A 22,974-nucleotide genomic window follows, 5' to 3' on the forward strand; every position below is an offset into this window, starting at 1 on the left:
AGTTGGGGGTTTCCCCCTGTGAGAGCAGGACGCCGCCAGGCAAACAAAAAGAGCAGCGGAAGCTGTTCTTTTTTATATCCCCTTGACATTTTCATGGGTAAGAGAATGTTATATGCAGTTATTATGCAGACCAGCGAAACTGCCTCAATATAAATAAAATAGTGAAAAAATTCCTTCAGAAAAGTATCTTGTCTTGTTTTGTCACTGGCTGATTTTTAATGTATCGTTGTATTACGAATATATGTTCCTAAATCGATGGATAATAGCTATTTTTTTATTTCTTTTGTAAAAGGAAAAACCATAATGGTGAGGAAGCGCTTCGTAATCGGAGCGCTATTTTTGTAACAATTTTTCGAACAAATATATTCAAAAAGTAGACATATCAGTTTATAATGGAAATGTACCCATATATTGTACGAAAAGGCAAAGTTGCTGAAAAGTGATGACGCAAAACTGAAGGGGCTAAGGTGACTCTGCTACGCTAGCCAGTTATCGAATATGATGTCCGTACAATTTTTTTATAGGGGGAAATATTTTGTGTCGCAAAACATCATAAGAGGATTTTTTATCCCGTTAAAGTGGGGTAACGGTAATTTTTGTAATATATTTGATAATGGAAGTACTTGCTCTATTTTGGCTAGAAATAAGCCTAGAAAGAGAAATTAATAATGGGAATAAGAGAACAAGAACCATTATTAGTAAAAACCAGCAAACCCGCCATAAGACAGAGAATCTCAAAACAAGAAAGTAGATTTATTCAAAACCTTATTTATGTAAGAAAGAAAAAAGGACTTACCCAAGTTGACCTTGCGAAAATGACAAGGTTAGATCAAGCTTCTATTGGGAGATTGGAAACAATGAGAGTAAATCCGACTTTAAAAACAGTCATAAATATATTAGATGCAATGGATATGCAGTTAATAATTGTAGATAAAGACTAATCAGTGTTATTCATTTTTAATTTCGAGACAAACGTTGGAACAAATAGTTGGTAAACAAATACATCATGTTGTAGCATCCATTACGGGTGCTATTTTTATGTAGAAAAAAAGGTGCTATATGCCACACAATAAATACACTTTTTAATAACACAGTAGGAATAAAAAGTGACAAAAACAACACTTGGTCATGTTAAGCTTAATAGAATAAAATATAATCGATTAAAACGAAGTAACAAGTACTAGCCAGGGATTTGTCAATCTGGTTCTGATAATCACGTGGTGAAAAATTCGAACACACAAGGCAAAATCCCTTCAACTAGTGTCATTCATAACGCAGAGAAAAGTATTGGAGTCATAACCGATACGATTGTGTGTTTAATTCTGAAAGTTTATATACTCAGGAGATGCATAATAAAGCAGTAAACAACATGGCTAACATGACAATCGACTGGAATGTATTTAATAAGTGATCAGTTGATTTAAATCGTTGTAGGCGTCACGGGTATAACACGAACGGAACTATTTGTTTGTATTTCCATAAATTAACGGTAAAATTGATAATTGTTTTTACCCAATTGTTTCGCTTGATACATCGCTATATCAGCTTTTTTGATGAGTGACTTACCATGTTTCTCATGATCAGAACAGAGGGAAATTCCAATACTTGGGGTAACATAGATGTTATCATCGTTTATTTTGAAATTAGTTCCTAACGCCTTAATTATTTTTTTTGCTATATGAACAACATCACTCTCAGTAATGTCTGTTAGCAAAATCGTAAATTCATCTCCTGATAATCGAGCTACTGTATCATTTTCACGAACACAATTTTTTAACCTCTTTGAAACATTAATTAATAATATGTCCCCAGTATCATGGCCATATATATCATTGACTTGCTTAAATCCGTCCAGATCAATAAACATGACCGCAGTCACTTTAAAGTCAGATGGTTCAACTAGTAAGGATTTATGGAGACGTTCTTCAAACAAGCGCCTATTTGGCAATCCGGTTAACGTATCATGATATGCTAATCTATGAATCATTTCTTCCATCTTTTTTCGTTCGGTTATATCTTGAAATAAAATTTGGACATACTCCTTTCCGTTAATCATTGTTGGCAAGGCCAAAATTTCAATATCAACTATTTGATTATCTAACCGCAGCATTTTTTCTTCTAAAAATGCTACATGTTTATTATTCTGGTTCATTATTTTCCAACGTTTTTTAATTGTGTCATGATAATCTGGAAGGATAAAGGTTAATATATTTTTACCTATAACATCCTCCGCAGCATTTGCACCCAAAAGTTTCATTCCAGCAGGATTGATATACGTTACCTCTCCGTATTTGTGAATACCTATGGCAATAGGTGATAGTTCAACTAATTGACGATAGCGTTCTTCACTTTCTTTTATTTTCATGGAGGTTTGTTGGTCCATATAAAGACTTATATAAATAAATAGTTGTATAAAAAAAATTGTAATCCCGATACTTATTGCTAACGCAATGTTTTCTGAGTCTTGTGGATTTTTTTGGTGTAAATCAAATTCAGTTAGAAAGATCGTTGCTTTCATTCCTGCGTAATGCACACTAGAGATTGTAATCCCAAGTATGTAAGCCGCCAAGAATCTTAACCATATTTTCTTTCTTTTGTCCTTAAATGCCATCAATATTTGAACAGCTAGATTAGTAGCAAGGATTGCAATAAGGATAGATAATGAAAGCCAGAATGGATCATACCTAATATCTGCGTTCATTATCATCGCTTCCATTCCAATATAGTGCATCAACAAAATACCTATTCCTAAAACAGTGCCACCTAAAACTAACAGTTTCTTATTTACCTCTCGACTTAGCATAAAAAAAGCTAAACTAGACGTTATAACTGGTAAAATCATAGATACAAGAACTAAAAATGGATTATAATTTACGACCATTTTTAGTTCTAATGCTAGGATTCCAATAAAATGCATAGCCCAAATTCCACTTCCCATTGAAATGGAAGCAGCTACAAACCAATATTTTTTCACGATACATTTTTCCAATGACTCTAACCTGCTATTAAGATAAAGAGCCGTATATGATGAAAAGATAGCAATGAAGATTGACAAGATAACCAAGAGTAGATTATGCTCACTGTGAATATGAATTGTGTCCTCCATTAACAGTCTCCTTGTGCCTATAAAAATTCTCAGTGACTAAGGATCTTAATAGACTTCGATTTTTGTAATTATTAGAAAAATATAAAAAGCTTCGTATCCGTTGTATGCTATAAAACAGGTTTCCTACTGTTGACGGCTTCAATTAAATTCTCTTTCTAATTTACTATCTGCTCTGTGACTTCAAAAAAAGATACAATCTGCTATGTCAATCTAATTGCTAATTAAGAATTTCTTTAATACTCATTCTTTAAACTCTAACTATTAATACCCGTATAACAGTACTTTCGGCAAACTTCAACAAACTTTTAGAGTAATTAATATATTTCCCCGCCCACATGTATAATTTATTCAACTAATAGCCAGTTTTTATTGGTCCTGATAAGTAAGCCAAAAGATATGAGATAGCTCTCAAATAAAATAATCTTGTTTAAATGAACAAACTGGTCCTCCTGAATATACTTCAAAATAAAAAAGTCCTAACTTTTGCTTATAAGAGTTCAGTTGTAATTGTGTGTTTATGTGCCCAAATTAGGAGGTAGCTGATTTAATGATGCGCTGACTCTAAATGTGATTACCGAAGTGAAAAGAAATTATGAAATTCGCAAAACTATAGATACTCAATTTGCCCCAGGAGTCGCACGTATATTTTTAAAAAGATTAGAAAATAAAGGAGATGCTAACTAAAAGAAATTTTAAAAAGGATCAGACATTCGTTGACGCAATCAAAAAGTAATTATGTAGTAGGCACCCCGGATTCTAAAGGATTGACCTCATAGTGAGACAAATAAAAAAACTTTAGTTAAAAACGGGTATGGAATACCTAAAATAACTTAGTGGTGTTTTTTTGTATTATTGGTCGTGGTACTAGTTGAAGAAGTGTAGAACAAATTAAAGTAAAACTGAGAAACTGAAGGCAGGAATTGTTGAATAAACTGATGAAGCTCTTCCACACTAAATTTCCCTTGATAGGCATGGATATCATCCAGCAATTTCATTGGCGCTTCTACTTTTCCTTTTGTCTTTGGCCGTCCTGCGATGCAGGGCTGGACCCGGAAACCAAAATCGCGGACCGAACGATTCAAACGCCTCCGTTAAAAAAGAAAGCAGGACGTGACTTCGAAATACTCAGGTGAAAAGTCCCGAATCTTGAGTAAGAAAGAAGCAACATGGTCACATTCACTTCTACTTTTTTCCCTTCACGTGTTTCAAACAGAAGTATGATTCAAACTCTGGCTTTCGCTTGATAGGCGCGAAAGGCAGACTGCTCTTTAACCTGTGGTTATCGGTCAAGTATTGCCAAAGAATACGCTTATAGTAAAAAACCTTCTTGGATTCTTCTGATAGAAGAGCCGCAATAACCTCGTAATAGACATCTTTTCTGGATGTTTTATTTTCGGTGAAAAGCCGTCTAAATACTCTTCAATGGTTCGTCGATCAACGTTTTTAGGTTCTTCATTAATAGTTTTAGGGTGTCACATAAATACTAATCACATCAGGATTAGTATGAGGAATCCAATTAAAATTGTTATATTTATTCAAGCGAGAGCGTTCATATTTAAACTAGCATTTCTTTTTTAATTTGTATCTCAAAAATAGGCGGATAATTCAATAGGCCATATGAAGAATAGGAAAGTCCAGGTCGACAAACGGGACTTTTGAATTCAGATAGCCGCCATAAATAAGAAATATATTTAACAGTTTTGCGGTGATAATATCTAAATTAGACATCAAAAATAAGCTAAATAAATAATTGAAAGATTTTCAAATTAGTTATATTATACTATAAAGGAGGGGAATATTTTGGTAAGGAATCGAAGAAGTACAAGGAAAGATTTAAACATTCCCGTCAAAGGAACTGTTAAAATCCATAAATTCAAAAATGAATATATATCAGATCACAATGCCTTCATCCAGGTAGAAAACATTAGTTTAAATGGATTGCGTTTTTCATCACGTCTGAAATTCCCTGTGACAAAAGAGCTGACTGTGTCTATGGACTTCGAAATATTCGGTATGAAAAATCAACTAGTAGGGACTCTTGCTTGGAAAAGAAAAGAGATGACCAATTATGTTTATGGTGTTGAGATTGTATCCGCTAATATGGGATACATTCAATCAGTAGCTTCCCTAACAAAACCAGACTATAAAGTTACATCAGGTGAGCAATAATATATTTATATTAGAGCTTAAATCACAGTTACTTCTCATCAAAACCAGAGTAAAGGATTTTACTTCTTTTCAATTTTGCCTTTTTTTATAATTTTCTAATGACCGCTCATTGAGAAGAATATTGAAATTGGTATATAGTCTGTTTCACAGACAAGTTCACCTTGGGAGCTCAAGCAGTACATGCAATTTTGTATTAACAAGCTGAACCCCTTGATCCTTATGGTTTCAAGGCTTTTCTTTTTGCTCGGATTTAAAGGTATCTTGGTAAGTCATTCTTAGCATGCAATTCCTACCTCTGATGTAGGTTGCTTAAAACCATGCGTCTTCATATTTTATATGCCTTGAGGAATGAATAGGAAAGTGTAGATCATCTTTTAAACATGCACTAAAAGCATTGAATATTATTTACTTCGCTAGATGTGGTCCACCATCCCCCTTATCTTCGTAAGTATAGGCAGCCCCTAATATATAGCTTCGCTCATTATGGTATTTAAATGCGATTACAATTAGGATAATTGATGTAGTGTTATAATCCTTACCCTGAGCGAGAAAAGGTTTGGCTTCTTTGAATTTAAACTACAACTATGTCTTAGAAGAAGTGTTTAATGAAGGTTGGATTTAAATTATTGATTTTATTAGTGAAGCAGAATAAGAGGTTACAAATCCTCTTATATAAGAGTAAAGATCTTTCTGTACAGGTTCAACATTTCTTTCAGAACAAATACGATATCGTTGTTGAACAAAACGAAAATTAGTGCTAATTGTGATGGATTATTAGCTCTATTTAATTAATTTTTCATTAAGAGCATGGAAAATATAAAAAACTGCTAAAAGGGAAATTTAAGTACAATTGAAATGAATTGAATTATTTAAATTTTGGTACACTTTAGACAAGTCTTCTTGACCAAGGTTTAATGCCCCAGAGCAAGATTATATACCCCTTTTTCAAATTTTTAGTGGCTGGATTTTTTTGTTGTAAGGAGGAGAAGGATGAAGGATTTAAGAGAAATACCTATAAGAATTTGGTTAATTGCTGCCTTCTTTTTATTTATCCCGTTGGTAATTGACTTATATAAAACCTTCGAGACCGCGTGGCTTATACAATTAATATCAATTCATTTGATTATTACGCATTTAAAAAGTTACGGTGGAATTATTATTTGTTTAATCTCAATAGCGATCCATTTAATACGAACCATTACAGAGGAGAGTTATAAGGGAGAATGGAACTCTTATGATGTAGAAATATTTTTAATGGTATCAATTATTAAAGTAATATTTACAATTGTATCAATTTATCAACACAGAAGGATTTCTCAAAAACAATTGGAACTTGAGTTTTTGAATAAAAAGTTAAAGAAAAGGTCTAAACATCTTAAAGCGATGGCTTATCATGATTCATTAACAGGTTTACCTAACCGAAATATGCTCTATAAACACCTAAATAAAGCTTTGTCTCGATATGAACAACATAAACAAAAAATAGCTGTAATGTTTCTTGACCTGGATCGATTTAAATTAATTAATGATACATTAGGACATTCGGTTGGTGATGTTTTACTAGTACAAGTGACAGAACGATTGATTTCGACTGTCCGTAAGGGAGATGTTGTTGCTCGGCAAGGGGGAGACGAATTTATCATCATGCTTGATGTAATTGGGAAGGATGAGGTAAAACAAGTGGCCGAACGCATTCTGGACAAATTTTCAGTTCCTTTCATTTTAAAGAATGAAGAATATGTAATAACCCCAAGTATCGGGATTAGTATGTTTCCAGATGATGGAGCTAACGTTGACTCACTTATTAAAAACGCAGACACAGCCATGTATACTTCAAAAGAAAGGAAAAACTCATATCATTTTTTTTCTTCCAAAAATGATCGGAGATTAAAACTCGAAAATGGCTTAAGAACAGCCCTTTCTAATAATGAGTTTAGGATATACTATCAACCACAAATCGATCTCAAGACAGGTGACATAATAGCGGTAGAAGCATTACTTCGATGGAATCACCCCGAATTTGGTTTAATTTCTCCTGCCGAATTCATCCCTTTAGCAGAAGAAACAGGTCGTATTAATCCCATTGGGAAATGGGTTCTGAATACTGTGTGTCAACAAAATAAACTCTGGGAAAAATCAGGTCTTCCTTGTTTACGTATTGCGGTTAACGTATCTAGTGTTCAATTTCAAAATGCTAGTTTCATAGAAGATGTTAAAGAAATACTACGTGAAAATCGATTAGCACCCCAATATCTTGAATTAGAAATTACTGAAAGCATTATGCAAGATGTAAAAAAAGTATTGCCTATTATTAGGAAATTAAAAGAGATTGGGGTTAAAATTTCAATAGATGATTTTGGTACAGGATATTCTTCGCTAAATGTTCTAAATCAATTACCCATTGATTATCTTAAGATTGACCAGTCATTTATTAAAGATGTGTTGAGTAGTACTAATACAGAGGCGATTGTAAAAACAATTATTCAAATGGGGCATAGTATGAATTTTATGCTCATTGCTGAAGGAATAGAAAATAGAGAACAGGTTGGTTTTTTGGTACATAATCAATGCCAAATGGGACAAGGATTTTTATTTTCGCGCCCTTTACCAGCAGAAGAAATAGAAAGTATATTAGCAACTAAATATGAAATTTAAAAAAGACCAATTTAGGTCTTTTTCCTTTTTTTTAACTAAGAAAAAAAGACTTTACAAGTGACAAACAATTCACCCTAGCTAATCGGTATATAAGCCTAGCATTTTTAGCAGTTATACAGGGGATGAATCTGCTTCAGCGAGAGTATATCATGTAAACCTTTGCCTTGCTGTAGTTATAAACCTCCTAAGAAATTGAATTAAGCTATATTATTAAATTTTAAACTAAAAGACAAATGCGTTATCGGTTAGGAGATTTTCATTCCTAATGAGTTGGTATTTCTATCCAACTCACCTAACACTTGTGAAGCTAGAAATCTCTTCAGCGCTTCTTCAAACTGTTCTTTGCGTTTTATGTATTTCTTGATCATCTTGTTAAACGACACGATCAATTTGTTGAGTACGGGCTTCTCCAGATGGATTTCGAAAAGCTGTAGAACGTAAAAAGTTTGAGTTGTCTTTAAGCGACTTCGTAACTTTTGGATAAGCGCTTTGCCATTTGGCACTTGAATGCATTTAGTGTTTTTTCCATCCTCTGCGCTTTCCACGCGGTAGACAGACTTGAAGCCGCCACAGATTTCAGCACGTTCTGCCACACGTACTTTGTGGGCAATCGTGCGGGCAAGATGGACTAGGCACGTCTGGTATTGGGCGTCTGGATAGGCGCTAAAAATACTGTCGGCTGGCCCTTTCAGGTCATCGGAAATAAACAAAAGGACTTCAGCTGCCCCACGCTCCTTGATATCCAGAAGCAGCTCTTTCCAGACTGATTTATCAACGTTTAAAGCGCTTTTCAGTAATTTGAAACTCCGACTCTGTAGGGGCAAGGGTGTATGCCAGCACGTCCCATGAGCCACCTTCCCGGATGCCGACAGACAGATAGACAGCCTATTTTCGAGACGGTTTCTCGCTTGACGGCATGATAATAGGTTGCATTCAGGTAAACATAGACATAGCGTGGGCTGAGCGCACACTGCTTGAAGGCTTCAACCTGTTCAGCCATCGCTTTTGTCATATTCGAAATCATCTGTGGTGTGAAGAGAGGGCTGTACATTTTCTCGATCAGATCGGAGATTTCGCTCATCATGACCCTTTCTGAAACATGTGGATCACAAAGGAGTCCAGCGTATCCATTCGTGCGCCGGTAAGGCGCCACCGTCCGTTGCTTAAACTCGCCGTTGCGGTCACGTGGGATCTTACTCTCCAAATCACCGTATTCTTTGTGTAGCGTCCGGGAACACGCACCGTGGCGAAAATTGCCTGAGTTAAAGCCCATTCGATCATATTTCTCGTAATATAAAAACGCAGTTAATTCAGTCGCCAGCAGCGTATTGACGGCTGTTTCTACGGAATACTTCGGCAATATCTTGTTTTTTCACTAGAGTGTTAACGATATCTGTTGTAAACTGATTCATAGGGAAGACCTCTTTTCTGTGAATTGTCTTGTGGTGATTCAATTCTACAAGAAAAGGTCTTCCTTTTTCTATTTATTCATTTACACATCATATTGTATGCTCTCAATGATATTCGACTAGTTATAACAATATTCGACTAGTATATGACTTACTGACATGATAATGTAGTTAACATAAGTATATAAATTATCAACCGTAATGATTTATTTAGTAACGTAACACGGAGGAAGAAAACATGCTTCATTTTGTTGACCTGCCAACTATTGTCCGAAATTCTAAACAGTATTGTAAACAGCTTGGTTTAGAACCAACAGTGGTTCCTACTTTTAAGTCTATACCAAGCGAAGAGCTTGAAAAAAAATTGACTATTTACGAGGAAATTCTTTCTATCACTGGCTTCTTTATGAATCAGTTTCTAGAATCCATAAAAGGTAAAGGGATACCCTTATTAATTTCAATAAGTAACGATGACGGTGTCATACTTCAAATTAATGGAGACCAAGAGATTAAAGACATGATGAATGACGCAGGTTTTAAAGTTGGAATTCATTTTTCTGATACTTGGGCCGGAACAAACGTAGTAAACCTAGCATTGAAATATCGTTCACCAATAGAACTGGTGGGTGATGATCATTATCATCATTTTTTTCATAATTCTGCCTGTTATTCAGTCCCTTTTTATTATAACAAACCAGATAGTCTACTAGGAACTATCTCCATAATGACTGCTATAGAGTATAAACATCCATTTTTCCTAGCGATGCTCATTACAATGGTTGATTCTATAGAGCGTGAGTTACTTTTGCGTATGCAAAATACTAGATTGGAAGTCTTAAATCAAAATCTAATTGATACAACACGAAATGCTATTGTCGCTACAGATACGAATGGAGTAATCCTAGAATTTAATAGATGTGCTGAACAAATAACAAATTTCCGTAAAGAAGAAGTACTGGGTAAACATATTTCCTGTCTAAATAAGTTAAATAAATTTATAGAAAAGGTGTTAAAAGAGGATGAAAAATTTGAAGACAAACAACTTGTATTCCATAGCCCTGAAAATAATAAAGAAATAGTGTGCCTTTTCGATGCTCTGCCGATTTATGATTATAAGGGAAAATTAATTGGTGCATTAGGGCAGTTTCGAGATATTACTGAGCGGTTTGAAGCTGAAAAAAAAATTAATTATATGGCTTATCATGATGAACTAACAGGGTTGCCTAATCGTAGACTAATTAAGAAGCAACTTTTGCATGAAATCGATGTCATAAGAGATCCCAATGAAAAGCTTGCTATTGTATTTCTAGACCTTGATCGCTTTAAATATGTTAATGACACTTTTGGTCATACCGAAGGGGACAGATTACTTCAACAAGTTTCTGAACGGCTAAAGAGATGTCTTTACTCAGATAGAGAAATGGTTGCGCGTATGGGGGGGGATGAATTTGTATTTCTCTTACCGAAAAAGGGCTCTAGAGAGTCCATACAGAATCATGCACAGTCTATTTTCTCTAGTTTCGACCAACCATTTTTGATAAATGGTTTAGATCTGTACATATCAGCCAGCTTCGGTATAGCGGTTTTTCCAGATGACGGTACGGATATAGAAAACCTGATGATTTATGCTGATAGCGCAATGTATAAAGCTAAGTCAAACGGTGGAAATAACCTCCAAGTGTTTAATCCTGTTATGTATTCTAATTCTCAAAAAAAGCTACTCATGGAAAATGCCTTGAGGAAATCTATTGAAAATAATGAACTTTTATTGTTTTATCAACCTCAAATAAACACAAGGACTGGTCAACTAGTTGGTGTCGAAGCTCTAGTGAGGTGGAAGCATCCTCAACTCGGTTTAGTGGGACCCGAGGAATTCATTCCATTAAGTGAGGAAACCGGTATAATTATTCCTATAGGGGAATGGGTACTTAGAGAGGCATGCCGTCAAAATAAACAATGGCAAGAGGCCGGGTATCCTCCTATAAAAGTCTCTGTAAATTTATCAGGCAAACAGTTCTCTCAAGAATTAGTTGACCAAGTAAATCAAATATTGACAGAAACAGGATTGGCACCAGAATTCCTTGATTTAGAAATAACAGAAAGTATGATGATGGATGCCAACCATTCAATTCGTATACTAAATGAGCTGCACGAAGTAGGTATCCAAATTTCAATTGATGATTTCGGAACGGGGTACAGTTCCTTAAGTTATTTAAAAAGCTTTTCTATTAACCGTTTAAAAATAGATCGTTCATTTATTAAGGATATTACAAAGAACACTAGTGATGCCAATATAGTTGACACCATTATAACTATGGCCCATAAATTAGGATTAATTGTAATTGCTGAGGGGGTAGAATCGGTAGAGCAATTGGAATTTCTCATTAGTAACCATTGTGATGAATGCCAAGGGTTCTTGTATAGTGAACCTGTTACCTCTATGCAATTCGAAAATAAATTCTTTAGAAATAACAATTCGAAGAGCACTTCAAATATTCATGGTTAAGGAAGGTTACAAAAATGATTACAGTTTCATCTATTATTACTAAACACTTAAAAAAATGGGGAGTTTCACATGTATTTGGGGTGCCAGGAAAAGCCGTCACTCCCCTGATTGTTGAGTTGGACAACCAACATATTCAGTATGTATTAAGTAAGCATGAGGGAGGAGCAGGGTTTGAAGCTGCTGGATTTGCACTTGTTTCACAGACATTAGGCGTAGCTATTGGAACTTCAGGACCTGGAGGAACCAATATGATAACATCCGCCGCACAAGCAAAGGCTTCTCATGCTCCGGTATTATTTATCACGGGGCATCCAACAGTAAAAGCAACAGGAAAAGCCCTTGGACAGGATTCTTCAGGTTTTGGAAATGACATTGTTCGATTATTTGAACCCGTAACGAAATTTAGTCATTCAGTAGAACGAGGGGATATGTTACATACTTACCTACGTCATGCTGTAGAACAAGCTTTTACAGGAATTAAAGGACCAGTGCACTTAAACATCCCGGCAGATGTGTTAATGGAAGAAATAGAACCTTTTGATCTTCCATTACCAAATAGTGTTCAACCAATGATTTCGTCAAATTTAAGCGAAGTTGTTAGGATACTAGATCAAGCGAAAAATCCTTTATTATTTTTAGGGAAAGGGGTACATTCAACTAGAGCCTATAAGCAAGTACAGGAATTTGCCGATCGCTGGAATATCCCTGTAATGACTACTCCAAGTGGAAAAGGAACATTTCCGACAAAACATGATCTTTCATTAGGTGGTTTTGGATTGGGGGGAACACATGAAGCAGATAACTTCGCCAAACAAAATGTAGATGTTATGGTTGTTATAGGTACTCGATTGTCAGATATGAGTCTTGCTGGCGTCACAAAGGAAATGTACCCAAAAAAGATCATTCATTTCGATATGGATGTTACTTTCATTGGAAAGAGCATTCCGGTCCCCACTATTGCTGTTTTAGGAGATCTCCGAGCAAACGTTGAAAAAATTTTAGAATTAACAAGCGATCGAACGCCTAAAAAAAGTTCTATTATTAATAGAATACAGTCAAATCCAAATCATTATTATACAGAGCCATATATATCTTCTGGATTGGCGATTAAAACTATTCAATCTAGAATTCCAGAAGAATCGTTGATTTTTGGTGACTGTGGAAGCCATACATTTTTTGCTATACGTGACTTAGATATCCATCAACCGGGTACATTTATCTTCGATAGTTATTTTGGTGCCATGGGTCATGGGATAGGGTATTCAATTGGTGCCAAGGCAGCAAGTCCGGATCGTAACATTGTATGCTTAACAGGAGACGGATGTCTTTTAATGCATGGGACTGAAATATCCACTTCTGTAAATTATAATTTCCCAGTTATTTTTGTGGTTTTAAACAATAAGAGATTGGATATGGTGGATAAAGGAATGGCAGCTCACTTAGGTAAAGCAGTAGGAACATCGTATGATATTCCAGTTAATGGAGCCTTATTTGGGAAATCCCTTGGTGCGCATGGATTTCGCTGTTCAACTATTGAGGAGATTCATGATGCTTTAGACTTTGCTATTCAAGCAAATCGCTCCACAATTGTAGAAATTATGGTTGACCCATATGAAATTCCCCCAACTATGAAGCGGGGCTAGAAAGGAAAAAGAGGAATGTCTGAAAAACATAGGGATGAACGTATTAATCAAGGTATCGAAACAATGAAGGAAATGATGGGAGCTAGTGGGTCAGATATTTATGAGCAACTAAAACAGCTACATCCTGATGTGGCGAATTTAGTAATGATAGGTTATTCTGATATTTATTCACGATCAGGTCTAGAGAAAAAGCAAAGAGCAATCGTTACGTTAACGGCGCTTATAACACAAGGGGCGTATGAACAACTTAAAGCTCATACACATACAGCTTTACACGTTGGGTTAAAGCCTAATGAAATACTAGAAGTTATCATACAATGTACTGCGTATGTTGGTTATCCTCGTGCTTTGAATTCTTTAAGGGTAGTCCAAGAAGTTATCAAAGATAAGGGAATGCAAATTAATTAACGTGAAGAGCAATTGGTGAAATGCACTGGTTTTAGACGGGAAAATCGGAGAGTCACCTTAATGATCTTTGTTATAGGCTTTTAACGAACTCTAATGCTTTTAAATAATAATAAGGGATATTATTTCTTTTATTAACCAGTGGTAACGGGGAATCTTTATGGTCATTTGCAACTAGAAGGCGTAGCAGGGATGGTAGCGGCGTTTACTATGTCTTTGGGCATTTGGAGAATTAAGCATTTGCATAAACAACAGATGTTTTTATTAATAAGTGTTTGTATGAAGCCATTTGTATTTTACGTAAATTTTAAAATAATAGTTCTCATTTTAACTCAACGAATATCAAATAAAGAAAATATGTGCAATCATTTGATTTAATTTTCCTCATGTTATATTGTAAATCCTCCCTCCGCTAAACATAGTGGCTTTAAAAAAAATCACTTAGTCTTCTAAATGTAACGGAGGCGCCAATGATCATTGTATGGTTGGAAATCATTAGCAAGAATAGGCACAAGGGAGCTGGGCTGCGAGACCTGCAAGGCCGAGCGACAAAAGTCGGAATATGTGATCCGGGGTTCGGCATGAAGGGTCATCGCTCAACTGGCTTATCTCTCTCCCCCAAGAGTCCACATCGACGGTTAGGATAATAGCGGATAAGGAGACCTTTATTATGAAGAAAGAAATAGCCAATACAAAAAAGCCGCCAGATTTTAAATCTGAAAGCAAAAAGTGTCGAAATAATTTTTCTGTACCCGTTCGAGTCCTATCGTCGGGCGTGTTCCTTGTAAACGAAAAGGTCGCTGTGTTTTTGAAGCATGCTCTTTAAATCGAAAACGGAAAGTTCAACTTTACAAGAGTGATATATTTTAACTATCATGGGTTTACTTTAGGTTGGTACGCCATTCTCGCCATTTTAGATTTTCGCTGAAACAAGCCCCAGTACAACGCCAAGAAATGCACCAACTCCAACTACCACAGGTTGATGGCCAAGGAGTTCGTACAGCTCTTTTCCCCGCTCCACATACTCAAAGCTTGGAAATTCACCAGAAAATTTCACCATATATCTTCAAGATCGTTCACTATCTTCGCAATTTCACCTGTATGGTGTGGAATTCCCTGTGCATCATACATTACAATTACGCTCTAAACAAGGTTGCAAGTGATGTCTCCGTATGCCGCCAACCTTTATTCACTGCTATATAAGGTGCCAGCGCCGTCACACCCGCAGAGTGCGAACTTGGCATACCCCCGTTGTTAAAGCCTGGATTAAGTCCCACTTCCCTGTCAGCTTCTTGTCGTTAAAATTTTCAATCCTTGTGCAATGCCGATTGCGATAGCGCAGTTATAATTCCCCGATTCATCCCATCAAACAATTCATCATAAACCTTAAACGTTATCGGTATAAACGTGAAGATGGATCAGGCGAGATGCTCCTGTCCATGTGCTATCTTAAAAGAGGCTCCAGCTTCTTGAATGACTGCAAGGCAGTTAAATAAGTTAACGTAGTATGGTCTTGTCCAGAATCAATGACTGTTTTAAAACCAAAGATTTTGATGACTGCTTCTGCTCCGCCGATGTGTCGGTATCTGGATGGACCTGTCTTATTAAAGAGAAGCTCGGTTTGATTACATGAGTAATGGAATTATATCAATAAAATGTCTCAATAACTTTGAATCAAATTGTGTACCATCATTTTCGATCATTATATCCTTTGCTTTTGCTGGTGAGAACGCAGACCGGTATGCACGAGTAGTGGTTAACGCATCAAATGTATCAGCAATTGAAATAATTCGGGCATACAAAGGAATTTCGTTCCCTTTCAACTGATGGGGGTACCCTTTCCCATCCATCCTTTCGTGGTGATAAAGAATCGCTTCCCAAATTTGTTGAGGGAATTCCATCTCGCGAGCAAGGTTATATCCTAAAACTGAATGGGATTTTATAATGTCGTATTCTTCATCTGTGAGCCGATCTTCTTTTTGGAGTATTTCACTCGGAATGTTGATTTTCCCAATGTCATGCAGGATAGAAGCGACCCGAAGTTCTTCAATATTAATTTTATACCCATTTTGATTTAACCTCTCAGCCAATGAAAGAGAGTAAGCAGATACTCGAAGAGAATGCCCCTCGGTATAGGCATCTTTTGCCTCAACGGCAATGATTAAGGCCTGCATGGTTTTCGTAAACAAGCTATTTTTCTTCTCCTCATTCGTCATCATGACCGTTGCATAGTAGAGTAGTGTTAAATAAATCAAAAACAGTGTTGAGTAGCTGATGACCTCCACATAGTCAAAAACTATTTCTGGATGGAGCCATGTGACTAGCAAATAGCAGAGCAACGTCGTTATGTACGAGTATAAAAGATAGACTTTCTTTTTAAACAACATGCCAAAAATGGGCGGGATGAAAAACAAGGAAATACCAAGAACAGGGGTGCTGTAATAAATTAGCGCAATAATAATTGTAGCGCTTAACCCGAAGAACCGCCGCTGTGTCTCTTCGTTTAAAAAGTGGTGTAAAACAGTATAAGGCACCAAGCCGAATAGTAAGGTGAAGAGAAGCAGCTGAAGGCTAAAAAATGGTTCTTTTCCAAAAACCAGGGCCAGAATCATTGCTGCTGCCGCACATATACCTAATAACTTCCATGTAACACACAGGATTTTTTTCATTGTCATAAAACATCCTCAACTCCAGTTTACCCTAATCTTTATATTAGTTTTTTCGACAAACATTGACAAAGTTTTAGAACATTTAATAAAATTCTATAATCTCCTGGTTAATCTTGTTTTCAAAAGGCACCGATTTTAACAAGGTGACAGGTGACGAGCTAGGCCGGGCTCTCCAGCTGCTCCACAACCGACCAAGAAAATATCTTGACTGGCGCACGCCACACGAAGAGTTCATCGGCGAATGTTGCACTATTAAAACAAGCCTTGATTCTTGAACATGTTATAGCGATCTTCAATGAGCTGGCTAGCAATGTTGGATTATTTTCTGGAGGATGATTTTTAGTGATAATGTATCCTATAAATATATGGAAGAACGAAAAATAAGTCCTTTAGAACTTCAGGATGATAACGAAAATGAAGCAACGAATACAACAGATGAAACTCAATACACGGATGCAATTGAATTTGTAGAATATTCGCCTGAAAACGACCTTAGCATTTCATAATGGAAAACAACAGACAACACGCCGAAACAAAAGTGACGATCCAAAGGTTAGTCAGAGATTCTCATATCGCTAGACAACTAAAAGAAAAATATAATCACGAATGCCAGTTATATAGCTATCGTGTTAGAAAATCAAATGGTTAATATATGGCTGAAGCACATCATATACAACCGTACAATAAACTGCACAAAGGCGATGATAACCCGTAATTTAATCGTCTTATGTCCAAATTGTCATTCGCAATTTGATGATTTTTACTTTGCCATTGACCTTGAAACAAGGGCAGTTCATTGTATTTTTGAAGAAGATGAACCTTATCACCAAGCCTCATTAAACATAGTTCACGAGCTAGATCCCAAGTACCTTGAATACGCTTGGTGCATTTTCAATAAAAAGAAGAAGTCTATACAATAGAAATGTACTTGTATTAAGGTGATAACGGTCTTTTCCTACAAGAATAACACTAAAAGAAGCGACAGGATAACCAATACCTGTCGCTTTAAAATGGACTTCTGCCTTTGCAGATTCCAAATCGAATAATTTCTTTGTTTATTTCCGCCCTATTTTAAATAGGGTTTTGGTATTGCTCCTTTTCTTTTTCCGCACGTTCTTTTAATTCCGTTGGAATAAATTCTTCAGGAACTCTTCTTTCTAAAAACCTCATAGTAAATAACAAAGACCAAGTATTAAATTTTAAAGATTGTTTTTTTTTTGAAGTTAGATGCAATATAAATGATGTTTTGTTGTATTTTACAACACTCCCAATTTTTAGAATCGTTTTTTTCTGCTGCTTATATTAAATGGTGCAGGTTTTGGCAGTACTGAAAGGTGCTCTATACAAGTAGTGGGTTTAGAGGTATATTTTACTATAAACAATAACAAGGTGATCATAATGAAATATACCGGAAGAATAATAACAGCAACGTTAGTCTTTATCATTAACTGTTCATATATAAGCTATTATTTTATAGTAAATGGACATGTAGAAATCATTGAAAAAATAGGATTGCCGGTAATGGTTTCTATTGCCTGGTGGTTTGGCAAACAGTATGATAGAGCCAAGTTTTTTTCTGAAAAGGATCCTTTAACTGAAGTTTATAACAGAAGGTTTGTTTATAAATCATTCTCAAAAATGGTCAGTCAATCAAAAAAGAGTAATAGGAAGATCAACATCTTGCTTATAGACATAAATAACTTCAAGAAGATAAATGATACTTATGGTCATGAAGAGGGAGATGCTGTCTTAAAAGCAGTGTCTAATACTCTTCTCGCCAATCAAAATAAATCAGAAATCATTGCAAGATGGGGTGGAGATGAGTTTGTCATTGTATCTCCATCTGATGTTTATAAAGATCAAGCAAAGATCATTGAATTTGCAGTAACAAAAGAATTGGGAAAATGTCCGAAAATTACGTCTGATTTAGGTATAGCAATAGGAATGGCTGTATATCCAGATGAAGCAAGAACACTAAATGAATTAATAAGTATTGCTGACAGTCACATGTATAAAGTAAAACGGAAGAATTAGAAGCCAAAAATTTGATCTAACAGCCGGTATATACTAAAAATGAAGGAATAAAAAGCAGGGGAGTGCACCATAAATGTAATTTTGTTGTATACAGAAAAATTAGAGGCATCTTGAAAGATGAGGTAAGGAAATAGACGAATTTTTGTTAACCTAAAATGTTCTATAGTTTTAAATGCAACATAACTAGAATTTTGTTTCATTAGAAATATTAGGCGTAATTTTGAATAAAGAGACATTGACTAGGTATTAAAATCACTCCATCTAAGTTTCGCATAAGGTGGTGAATAGTAACTACTTAATAGTGAGCGATGTCTTATCACATTAAAGAACTACAGTATCAAGCGACCAGAACGTCCTGATCCAGTATTTGCAAGAAAGCTACAAGAAGTTTTAGGGGGACCGTTTGGTGAGATATCTGTAGCGCTTCAATCCTTGTTTCAAGGCTGGAATGTCAGAGGAGATGGAAAATATAAAGACCTGCTTATAGATACCGGCACAGAAGAGCTGGCTCACATTGAAATGCTGCGACCATGATTGCAAGGCTGCTTGATGGAGCACCGGTTGGGAAGAGGCTGTAAAAGATCCTATAATCGGTGCAATGAGTCCTAGCAAGTTATTGTTTCTGGGCTCGGTCTTTGCCTGCTGATAGTTAGGGAAACCGCTGGAAGGCTGATTACATTATAGCCAGTGGCAATCTTTCAGCTTACTTTATGGCAAACTTGACGGCATATTCACAAGGAAGGCTACAGGTCTGCAGACTTTATGAAATGACGAATGACCGTGGTGTACGTGATATGCTTTCCTGGCTAATTGCCCGTGATACGATGCAGCAGCATAAAAGCCTAAATGCAACTCACGATAAAATTTAATTCAAAATGCAACATAAATTGCATTGAAAACGCCCCGGATTTTAGGGACTGAACCCCGTTTTTGAGACAGGGATCAAAACACCTTTTAAACAGCCTGTTGCCGATATTGTACCGGCGACAGGTTGTTTAGTTTCGTTTGAATACGGGTATGGTTACAATGATTAATATAGTTCTCGACAGTTTGCTCTACGATGGCTGTCGTAGTGTTTCTCAAATTGTCGAGGTAGAACGTTTCAGACTTTAGCGAGGCATGAAACGATTCGATGGGGGCATTATCAGCGGGCGTTCCTTTACGGGACATGCTTATGATCATGCCTTTTTCTTTGACTTCCCTCTGGTAAACATAGGATGTATAAACGGAACGGATCCCTGATCGTGAAGCGTACATCCTTTGGGCAGACTGGGGAGCTTTAAATAAATCTTGTATACTTGAAAGATATAATTGTTTCTGGCCAAAAGGCAAGTACAAGTTTTTGGAGTGGCCGGTCTGCCTGGAATTTCCGTTTCAACAGATTGCCGGCAATGTGATAAGGCTGCCCCGTCTGTTTGCGTTTCTCTACTTTCACCCGGCATTGCCAGCCGTATTTTTGCATAACACGCCGCACGGCTTTATGGTTAATGTTGGATTTTCTCATTCAATAAGGCTGTTATTTTGCGATAGCCATATCTAAATTTATTGCCCCTGCACAGTTCGCCAATTTTCCGTTCTATCGCTTGTTTAGATGAGCCATTTGGACGATTCGTTTTCCAGCGATAATAAGTGGATCTTGGAACGCCAAGGTGCTGGCAAATTTTCCAGATAGGCATTGTCATTTTTAATTCTTCGACTAGTGTTACTACTTTTTCCGGTACCACTTCCTCTCCAACTCTTTGTACTTTTTTAAAACCTCAATCTGTTGCTTTAAATAACGAATTTCTGCTTGTAATTTCGCCGTCTCATCTCTATACTCCGGGCCTTTCCGGTAGGAATATTGCTTTCCCACTGGTTGTTCAAAACGATGGAATTCACCATTTTTATACCAACGCAGCCATGTTTTCAGTTGTGTATCGTTTCGAATGTTTAGTTGTTCCATCACTTCTTTAACAGGCGCCCCTGCTAATCGCATTTCAACTGCCTTCATTTTCACTTCTGCTGGATAACTGACTCTTGTCCTCATAGAAAAAACACTCCCAAGTTGTATTTAGGTATTCCATACCCGTTTTTCAACTTAAAGGTGTTTTTATTTGTCTCGCCCTATGAGGTCAGTCCCTTTAAAAGATCTGGGGCGTTTTCTGGTTGTTCGCAACTTAACTAAATATTTATTTATTTTTCTTGTGAGTAGTCGGAGGAGCTTTTGTAATATGTCTTATTAGAGTAACAAGGTAATTTTATAATATTTTTTTCAGGTTTTATATGGTTTTTTTGTATATATATCCTTAGGTTTATAGTAAATTTAGTCTAGGACTATTATCTTGCGTGAAAAGTGAATATATTGAAAGATGAGGGGTTCATGCTACAAATCTAAGGTATGCGCTATTACGAAAATTGGGTTTCCAGGGGGACAATATGAAATCAGTTCTAAGATTAATTCTAGCCCTTACAATTTTAGAAATATTGAAAGAATTGGTGGAGGATGAGATAATTCAATTTTTTGATATACGTCAAAATAGCATTGGGGAAAAATTGATAAATGATGGAGGAGCTTATTTAATTATAATATTATTCGTTTGGGCATTATTAAGGGAAGAAAAACTCCTGAAAAAGTTAATAGAAAGTGAAAAACGATATTATTATTTGGCGAATCATGATTCTCTAACAGGTTTACCAAATAGAATGCAATTTTTTGAACGAATAGAACAAGCATTAAAAGAGAATTTAACTGAAAATGACACAGCGATCTTATTAATTGATTTGGACGGTTTTAAGAATGTAAATGATAGTTTTGGTCATGACGTAGGGGATGTGCTGTTGCAAGCAGTTGCTCATCGACTAAAAGTTTGTGTTCAGGAAAAAGATACTGTATCGAGACTAGCAGGTGATGAATTTTCTGTGTTATTACCCTCAACAAATTATGAAGAGACGATATTGGCTGCAGAAACAATTATTAAAAAGCTTCAAAGTCCTTATATTATTTGTGATTACGAAATAATGGTGACATCGAGTATAGGAAATGTATTTGCAAAGGATGATGTTGATAAATCCGAAAAATTACTTAAATATGCTGATGTAGCAATGTATCAAGCTAAGAAAAACGGGAAAAACAATTATCGAATTTACACGTTTGCCTCTGGAAATTATTATTGATAGAGTTATATTTCTTCTTGAAATAATCCTTGAGTTAGTTCAAGAAAGTTAAATATAAATTTGAACTTATAATGAAACAAAATTTCTATTATGTTACATCAAAAATAATCGCTCCCTTAAAGGGGCGATTATTTGCTTCAGATTCGCCGGTGTAGTCTAAGCAGTAAAACCTTAAAGGAACAGTCTTACATGAAGTGAATATCTATTAGCTTAGGTTCACAAATTTTTAAAATTATCTTCAATTTTCAAGATTTCGCTGACGATCTTAACGGTATCCATTTTAATACTAGAATCAATCATATAATCTTTAGAATTGATCATTAGAGATTGAAAAAAATTTTTGGCGAATTCTTCGCTGCCGAAACGATCCGCATCTGCTAGGCGATTAGTTAAGTGAACAGAGCCTGATCTTATTGCATTTGTTCGCACATATTGCTCGCCGCATTTTAGAACATAAAATGTAATTTCCATAGGCGACCTCCAGTAGTCATACTTTTATATATTCTCCTTTTAAGGAATTTAACTTTACAAGGTAAATTCAAAACTTACAACCTAAAAAAAGCCTTCAGATTTTTAAATCTGAAGAATTTTCTATATGTCTAATACAATATAAATGCTATTATGTTGCAAGGCAGCAAGAACCCCCTCCACCTGTTGAGAAATGAAGGAGAGTATGTATATTTGGTAAATAAATCTTTTGTTGAAACCATATAGATTTCCATTCGGTAAAATGTTATATTGTTAATCCGCCGCTAAATACAGTGGCTTTATGAAAAATCGTATTGATTTGAAAGTATAATAAATTATTTACAAAAATTATTTCACAAAAAATATTGACTTTCTATCTGTATCATATTAATACGCCCATAAAAAGGTGTATCTAATGTTAAAGATAGTCAAGGATAGCAGCAGTCTATCAAATAGTTATAGTTATTCTTAGATTAAATAAAGCAGTTGACTTTAATCTTTGATAATGGTATTATTAATTAGCTGTCGATAATGATGGCGAATGAAATTGATCTTTGAAAACTGAACAAAATCAATAAAACGTCAACGTTTTGAATTAGACTTTTCATTTGAAATGCCCGTCATTTTAAATGAAAATAAATGAGCAATCGAACTACTTTTTGGAGAGTTTGATCCTGCCTCAGGACGAACGCTGGCGGCGGGCCTAATACATGCAAGTCGAGCGGACTTGACCGCGCGTGCTCGGTTCCGGGCAGCG

At 35.8% G+C, this 22,974-nt stretch carries 15 protein-coding genes, 1 rRNA gene, 4 pseudogenes and 1 riboswitch; of the genes and pseudogenes, 12 read left to right on the forward strand and 8 right to left on the reverse strand.

Features of this window, described 5'->3' with window-relative positions; translation table 11 throughout:
- Positions 1-412 precede the first annotated feature (412 nt).
- Positions 413-497, forward strand: a riboswitch (cyclic di-GMP riboswitch).
- 171 nt (positions 498-668) lie between these two features.
- Entirely contained in the window at positions 669-941 is a 273-nt protein-coding gene (locus tag BTO28_RS16285; protein WP_076768240.1) for a helix-turn-helix domain-containing protein, read from the forward strand.
- 542 nt (positions 942-1,483) lie between these two features.
- On the opposite strand, the gene BTO28_RS16290 is transcribed toward BTO28_RS16285, so the two are convergent.
- Positions 1,484-2,989, reverse strand: a complete 1,506-nt coding sequence (locus tag BTO28_RS16290; RefSeq protein WP_158068843.1) for a diguanylate cyclase domain-containing protein — start codon at positions 2,987-2,989, stop codon at positions 1,484-1,486.
- A gap of 1,010 nt (positions 2,990-3,999) precedes the next feature.
- Positions 4,000-4,548, reverse strand: a pseudogene (locus BTO28_RS16860) (IS21 family transposase); the annotation flags it as partial.
- 358 nt (positions 4,549-4,906) lie between these two features.
- Here BTO28_RS16860 and BTO28_RS16300 point away from each other — a divergent pair.
- The gene (locus tag BTO28_RS16300; protein ID WP_076768244.1) at positions 4,907-5,275 is read left to right on the forward strand and encodes a PilZ domain-containing protein; all 369 of its coding nucleotides are present in this window, start codon (positions 4,907-4,909) and stop codon (positions 5,273-5,275) included.
- A gap of 990 nt (positions 5,276-6,265) precedes the next feature.
- The gene (locus BTO28_RS16305; RefSeq protein WP_076768246.1) at positions 6,266-7,930 is read left to right on the forward strand and encodes a putative bifunctional diguanylate cyclase/phosphodiesterase; all 1,665 of its coding nucleotides are present in this window, start codon (positions 6,266-6,268) and stop codon (positions 7,928-7,930) included.
- A 245-nt stretch (positions 7,931-8,175) separates the two neighbouring features.
- Here BTO28_RS16305 and BTO28_RS17735 read toward each other — a convergent pair whose 3' ends face one another.
- Positions 8,176-8,784 (reverse strand): transposase, encoded by a 609-nt coding sequence (locus BTO28_RS17735; protein WP_269843881.1) that lies wholly within the window; start codon positions 8,782-8,784, stop codon positions 8,176-8,178.
- Positions 8,721-9,254 carry a transposase gene (locus BTO28_RS17960; protein ID WP_408606686.1) on the reverse strand — a complete coding sequence of 178 codons (534 nt, stop codon included), beginning with the start codon at positions 9,252-9,254 and terminating at the stop codon, positions 8,721-8,723. Before BTO28_RS17960 ends, BTO28_RS17735 begins: the two co-directional genes overlap by 64 nt.
- A gap of 323 nt (positions 9,255-9,577) precedes the next feature.
- On the opposite strand from BTO28_RS17960, the gene BTO28_RS16320 reads away from it, so the two are divergent.
- Genes BTO28_RS16320 through BTO28_RS16330 form a run of 3 tightly spaced genes read left to right on the forward strand, consistent with a single transcriptional unit; the run spans position 9,578 to position 13,896 of the window.
- On the forward strand, positions 9,578-11,845 hold the full coding sequence (locus tag BTO28_RS16320; protein ID WP_076768252.1) for an EAL domain-containing protein: 2,268 nt from the start codon (positions 9,578-9,580) through the stop codon (positions 11,843-11,845).
- A gap of 14 nt (positions 11,846-11,859) precedes the next feature.
- A complete protein-coding gene (locus BTO28_RS16325; protein WP_076768254.1) occupies positions 11,860-13,488 on the forward strand; it encodes a thiamine pyrophosphate-binding protein in 1,629 nt (542 codons plus the stop codon).
- Between the two features lie 15 nt (positions 13,489-13,503).
- Positions 13,504-13,896, forward strand: coding sequence for a carboxymuconolactone decarboxylase family protein (locus BTO28_RS16330; RefSeq protein ID WP_076768256.1), 393 nt, complete (start codon positions 13,504-13,506; stop codon positions 13,894-13,896).
- A 910-nt stretch (positions 13,897-14,806) separates the two neighbouring features.
- Here BTO28_RS16330 and BTO28_RS16340 read toward each other — a convergent pair.
- Both BTO28_RS16340 and BTO28_RS16345 read right to left on the reverse strand, forming a co-directional pair.
- Positions 14,807-15,254 (reverse strand): annotated as a pseudogene (locus tag BTO28_RS16340) (divergent PAP2 family protein).
- 264 nt (positions 15,255-15,518) lie between these two features.
- On the reverse strand, positions 15,519-16,568 hold the full coding sequence (locus BTO28_RS16345) for an HD-GYP domain-containing protein (protein WP_083711728.1): 1,050 nt from the start codon (positions 16,566-16,568) through the stop codon (positions 15,519-15,521).
- Positions 16,569-16,894: 326 nt separating this feature from the next.
- On the opposite strand from BTO28_RS16345, the gene BTO28_RS17225 reads away from it, so the two are divergent.
- The 4 genes and pseudogenes from BTO28_RS17225 to BTO28_RS16360 form a co-directional block, all read left to right on the forward strand.
- Complete coding sequence (locus tag BTO28_RS17225; protein ID WP_158068844.1) at positions 16,895-17,068, forward strand: hypothetical protein; 174 nt, start codon at positions 16,895-16,897, stop codon at positions 17,066-17,068.
- 195 nt (positions 17,069-17,263) lie between these two features.
- Positions 17,264-17,482 (forward strand): HNH endonuclease signature motif containing protein, encoded by a 219-nt coding sequence (locus BTO28_RS17965; protein ID WP_408606687.1) that lies wholly within the window; start codon positions 17,264-17,266, stop codon positions 17,480-17,482.
- A 478-nt stretch (positions 17,483-17,960) separates the two neighbouring features.
- Positions 17,961-18,596: a GGDEF domain-containing protein gene (locus tag BTO28_RS16355; RefSeq protein WP_076768264.1), complete on the forward strand. Its 636-nt coding sequence runs from the start codon at positions 17,961-17,963 to the stop codon at positions 18,594-18,596.
- A gap of 308 nt (positions 18,597-18,904) precedes the next feature.
- Positions 18,905-19,447, forward strand: a pseudogene (locus BTO28_RS16360) (manganese catalase family protein); the annotation flags it as partial.
- A gap of 103 nt (positions 19,448-19,550) precedes the next feature.
- Here BTO28_RS16360 and BTO28_RS16865 read toward each other — a convergent pair.
- Positions 19,551-20,622, reverse strand: a pseudogene (locus BTO28_RS16865) (IS3 family transposase).
- Between the two features lie 389 nt (positions 20,623-21,011).
- Here BTO28_RS16865 and BTO28_RS16375 point away from each other — a divergent pair.
- Positions 21,012-21,749 carry a GGDEF domain-containing protein gene (locus BTO28_RS16375; protein ID WP_076768268.1) on the forward strand — a complete coding sequence of 246 codons (738 nt, stop codon included), beginning with the start codon at positions 21,012-21,014 and terminating at the stop codon, positions 21,747-21,749.
- Between the two features lie 216 nt (positions 21,750-21,965).
- On the opposite strand, the gene BTO28_RS16380 is transcribed toward BTO28_RS16375, so the two are convergent.
- Positions 21,966-22,220 carry a hypothetical protein gene (locus BTO28_RS16380; RefSeq protein ID WP_076768270.1) on the reverse strand — a complete coding sequence of 85 codons (255 nt, stop codon included), beginning with the start codon at positions 22,218-22,220 and terminating at the stop codon, positions 21,966-21,968.
- 653 nt (positions 22,221-22,873) lie between these two features.
- Between BTO28_RS16380 and BTO28_RS17335 the strand changes: the two genes are divergently transcribed.
- Positions 22,874-22,974, forward strand: a 16S ribosomal RNA gene (locus BTO28_RS17335); the annotation flags it as partial.

Source organism: Domibacillus epiphyticus (assembly GCF_001975785.1).
Taxonomy (GTDB): domain Bacteria; phylum Bacillota; class Bacilli; order Bacillales; family Domibacillaceae; genus Domibacillus; species Domibacillus epiphyticus.

What these genes read in the sequence shown, in the direction of transcription:
- BTO28_RS16285 (WP_076768240.1), top strand. Translation starts at nt 669, where the DNA reads ATGGGAATAAGAGAACAAGAACCATTATTAGTAAAAACCAGCAAACCC.
- BTO28_RS16305 (WP_076768246.1), top strand. Translation starts at nt 6,266, where the DNA reads ATGAAGGATTTAAGAGAAATACCTATAAGAATTTGGTTAATTGCTGCC.
- BTO28_RS16320 (WP_076768252.1), top strand. Translation starts at nt 9,578, where the DNA reads ATGCTTCATTTTGTTGACCTGCCAACTATTGTCCGAAATTCTAAACAG.
- BTO28_RS16325 (WP_076768254.1), top strand. Translation starts at nt 11,860, where the DNA reads ATGATTACAGTTTCATCTATTATTACTAAACACTTAAAAAAATGGGGA.
- BTO28_RS16330 (WP_076768256.1), top strand. Translation starts at nt 13,504, where the DNA reads ATGTCTGAAAAACATAGGGATGAACGTATTAATCAAGGTATCGAAACA.
- BTO28_RS16345 (WP_083711728.1), bottom strand. Translation starts at nt 16,568, where the DNA reads ATGACAATGAAAAAAATCCTGTGTGTTACATGGAAGTTATTAGGTATA.
- BTO28_RS17225 (WP_158068844.1), top strand. Translation starts at nt 16,895, where the DNA reads ATGATTTTTAGTGATAATGTATCCTATAAATATATGGAAGAACGAAAA.
- BTO28_RS17965 (WP_408606687.1), top strand. Translation starts at nt 17,264, where the DNA reads ATGATAACCCGTAATTTAATCGTCTTATGTCCAAATTGTCATTCGCAA.
- BTO28_RS16355 (WP_076768264.1), top strand. Translation starts at nt 17,961, where the DNA reads ATGAAATATACCGGAAGAATAATAACAGCAACGTTAGTCTTTATCATT.
- BTO28_RS16375 (WP_076768268.1), top strand. Translation starts at nt 21,012, where the DNA reads ATGAAATCAGTTCTAAGATTAATTCTAGCCCTTACAATTTTAGAAATA.
- BTO28_RS16380 (WP_076768270.1), bottom strand. Translation starts at nt 22,220, where the DNA reads ATGGAAATTACATTTTATGTTCTAAAATGCGGCGAGCAATATGTGCGA.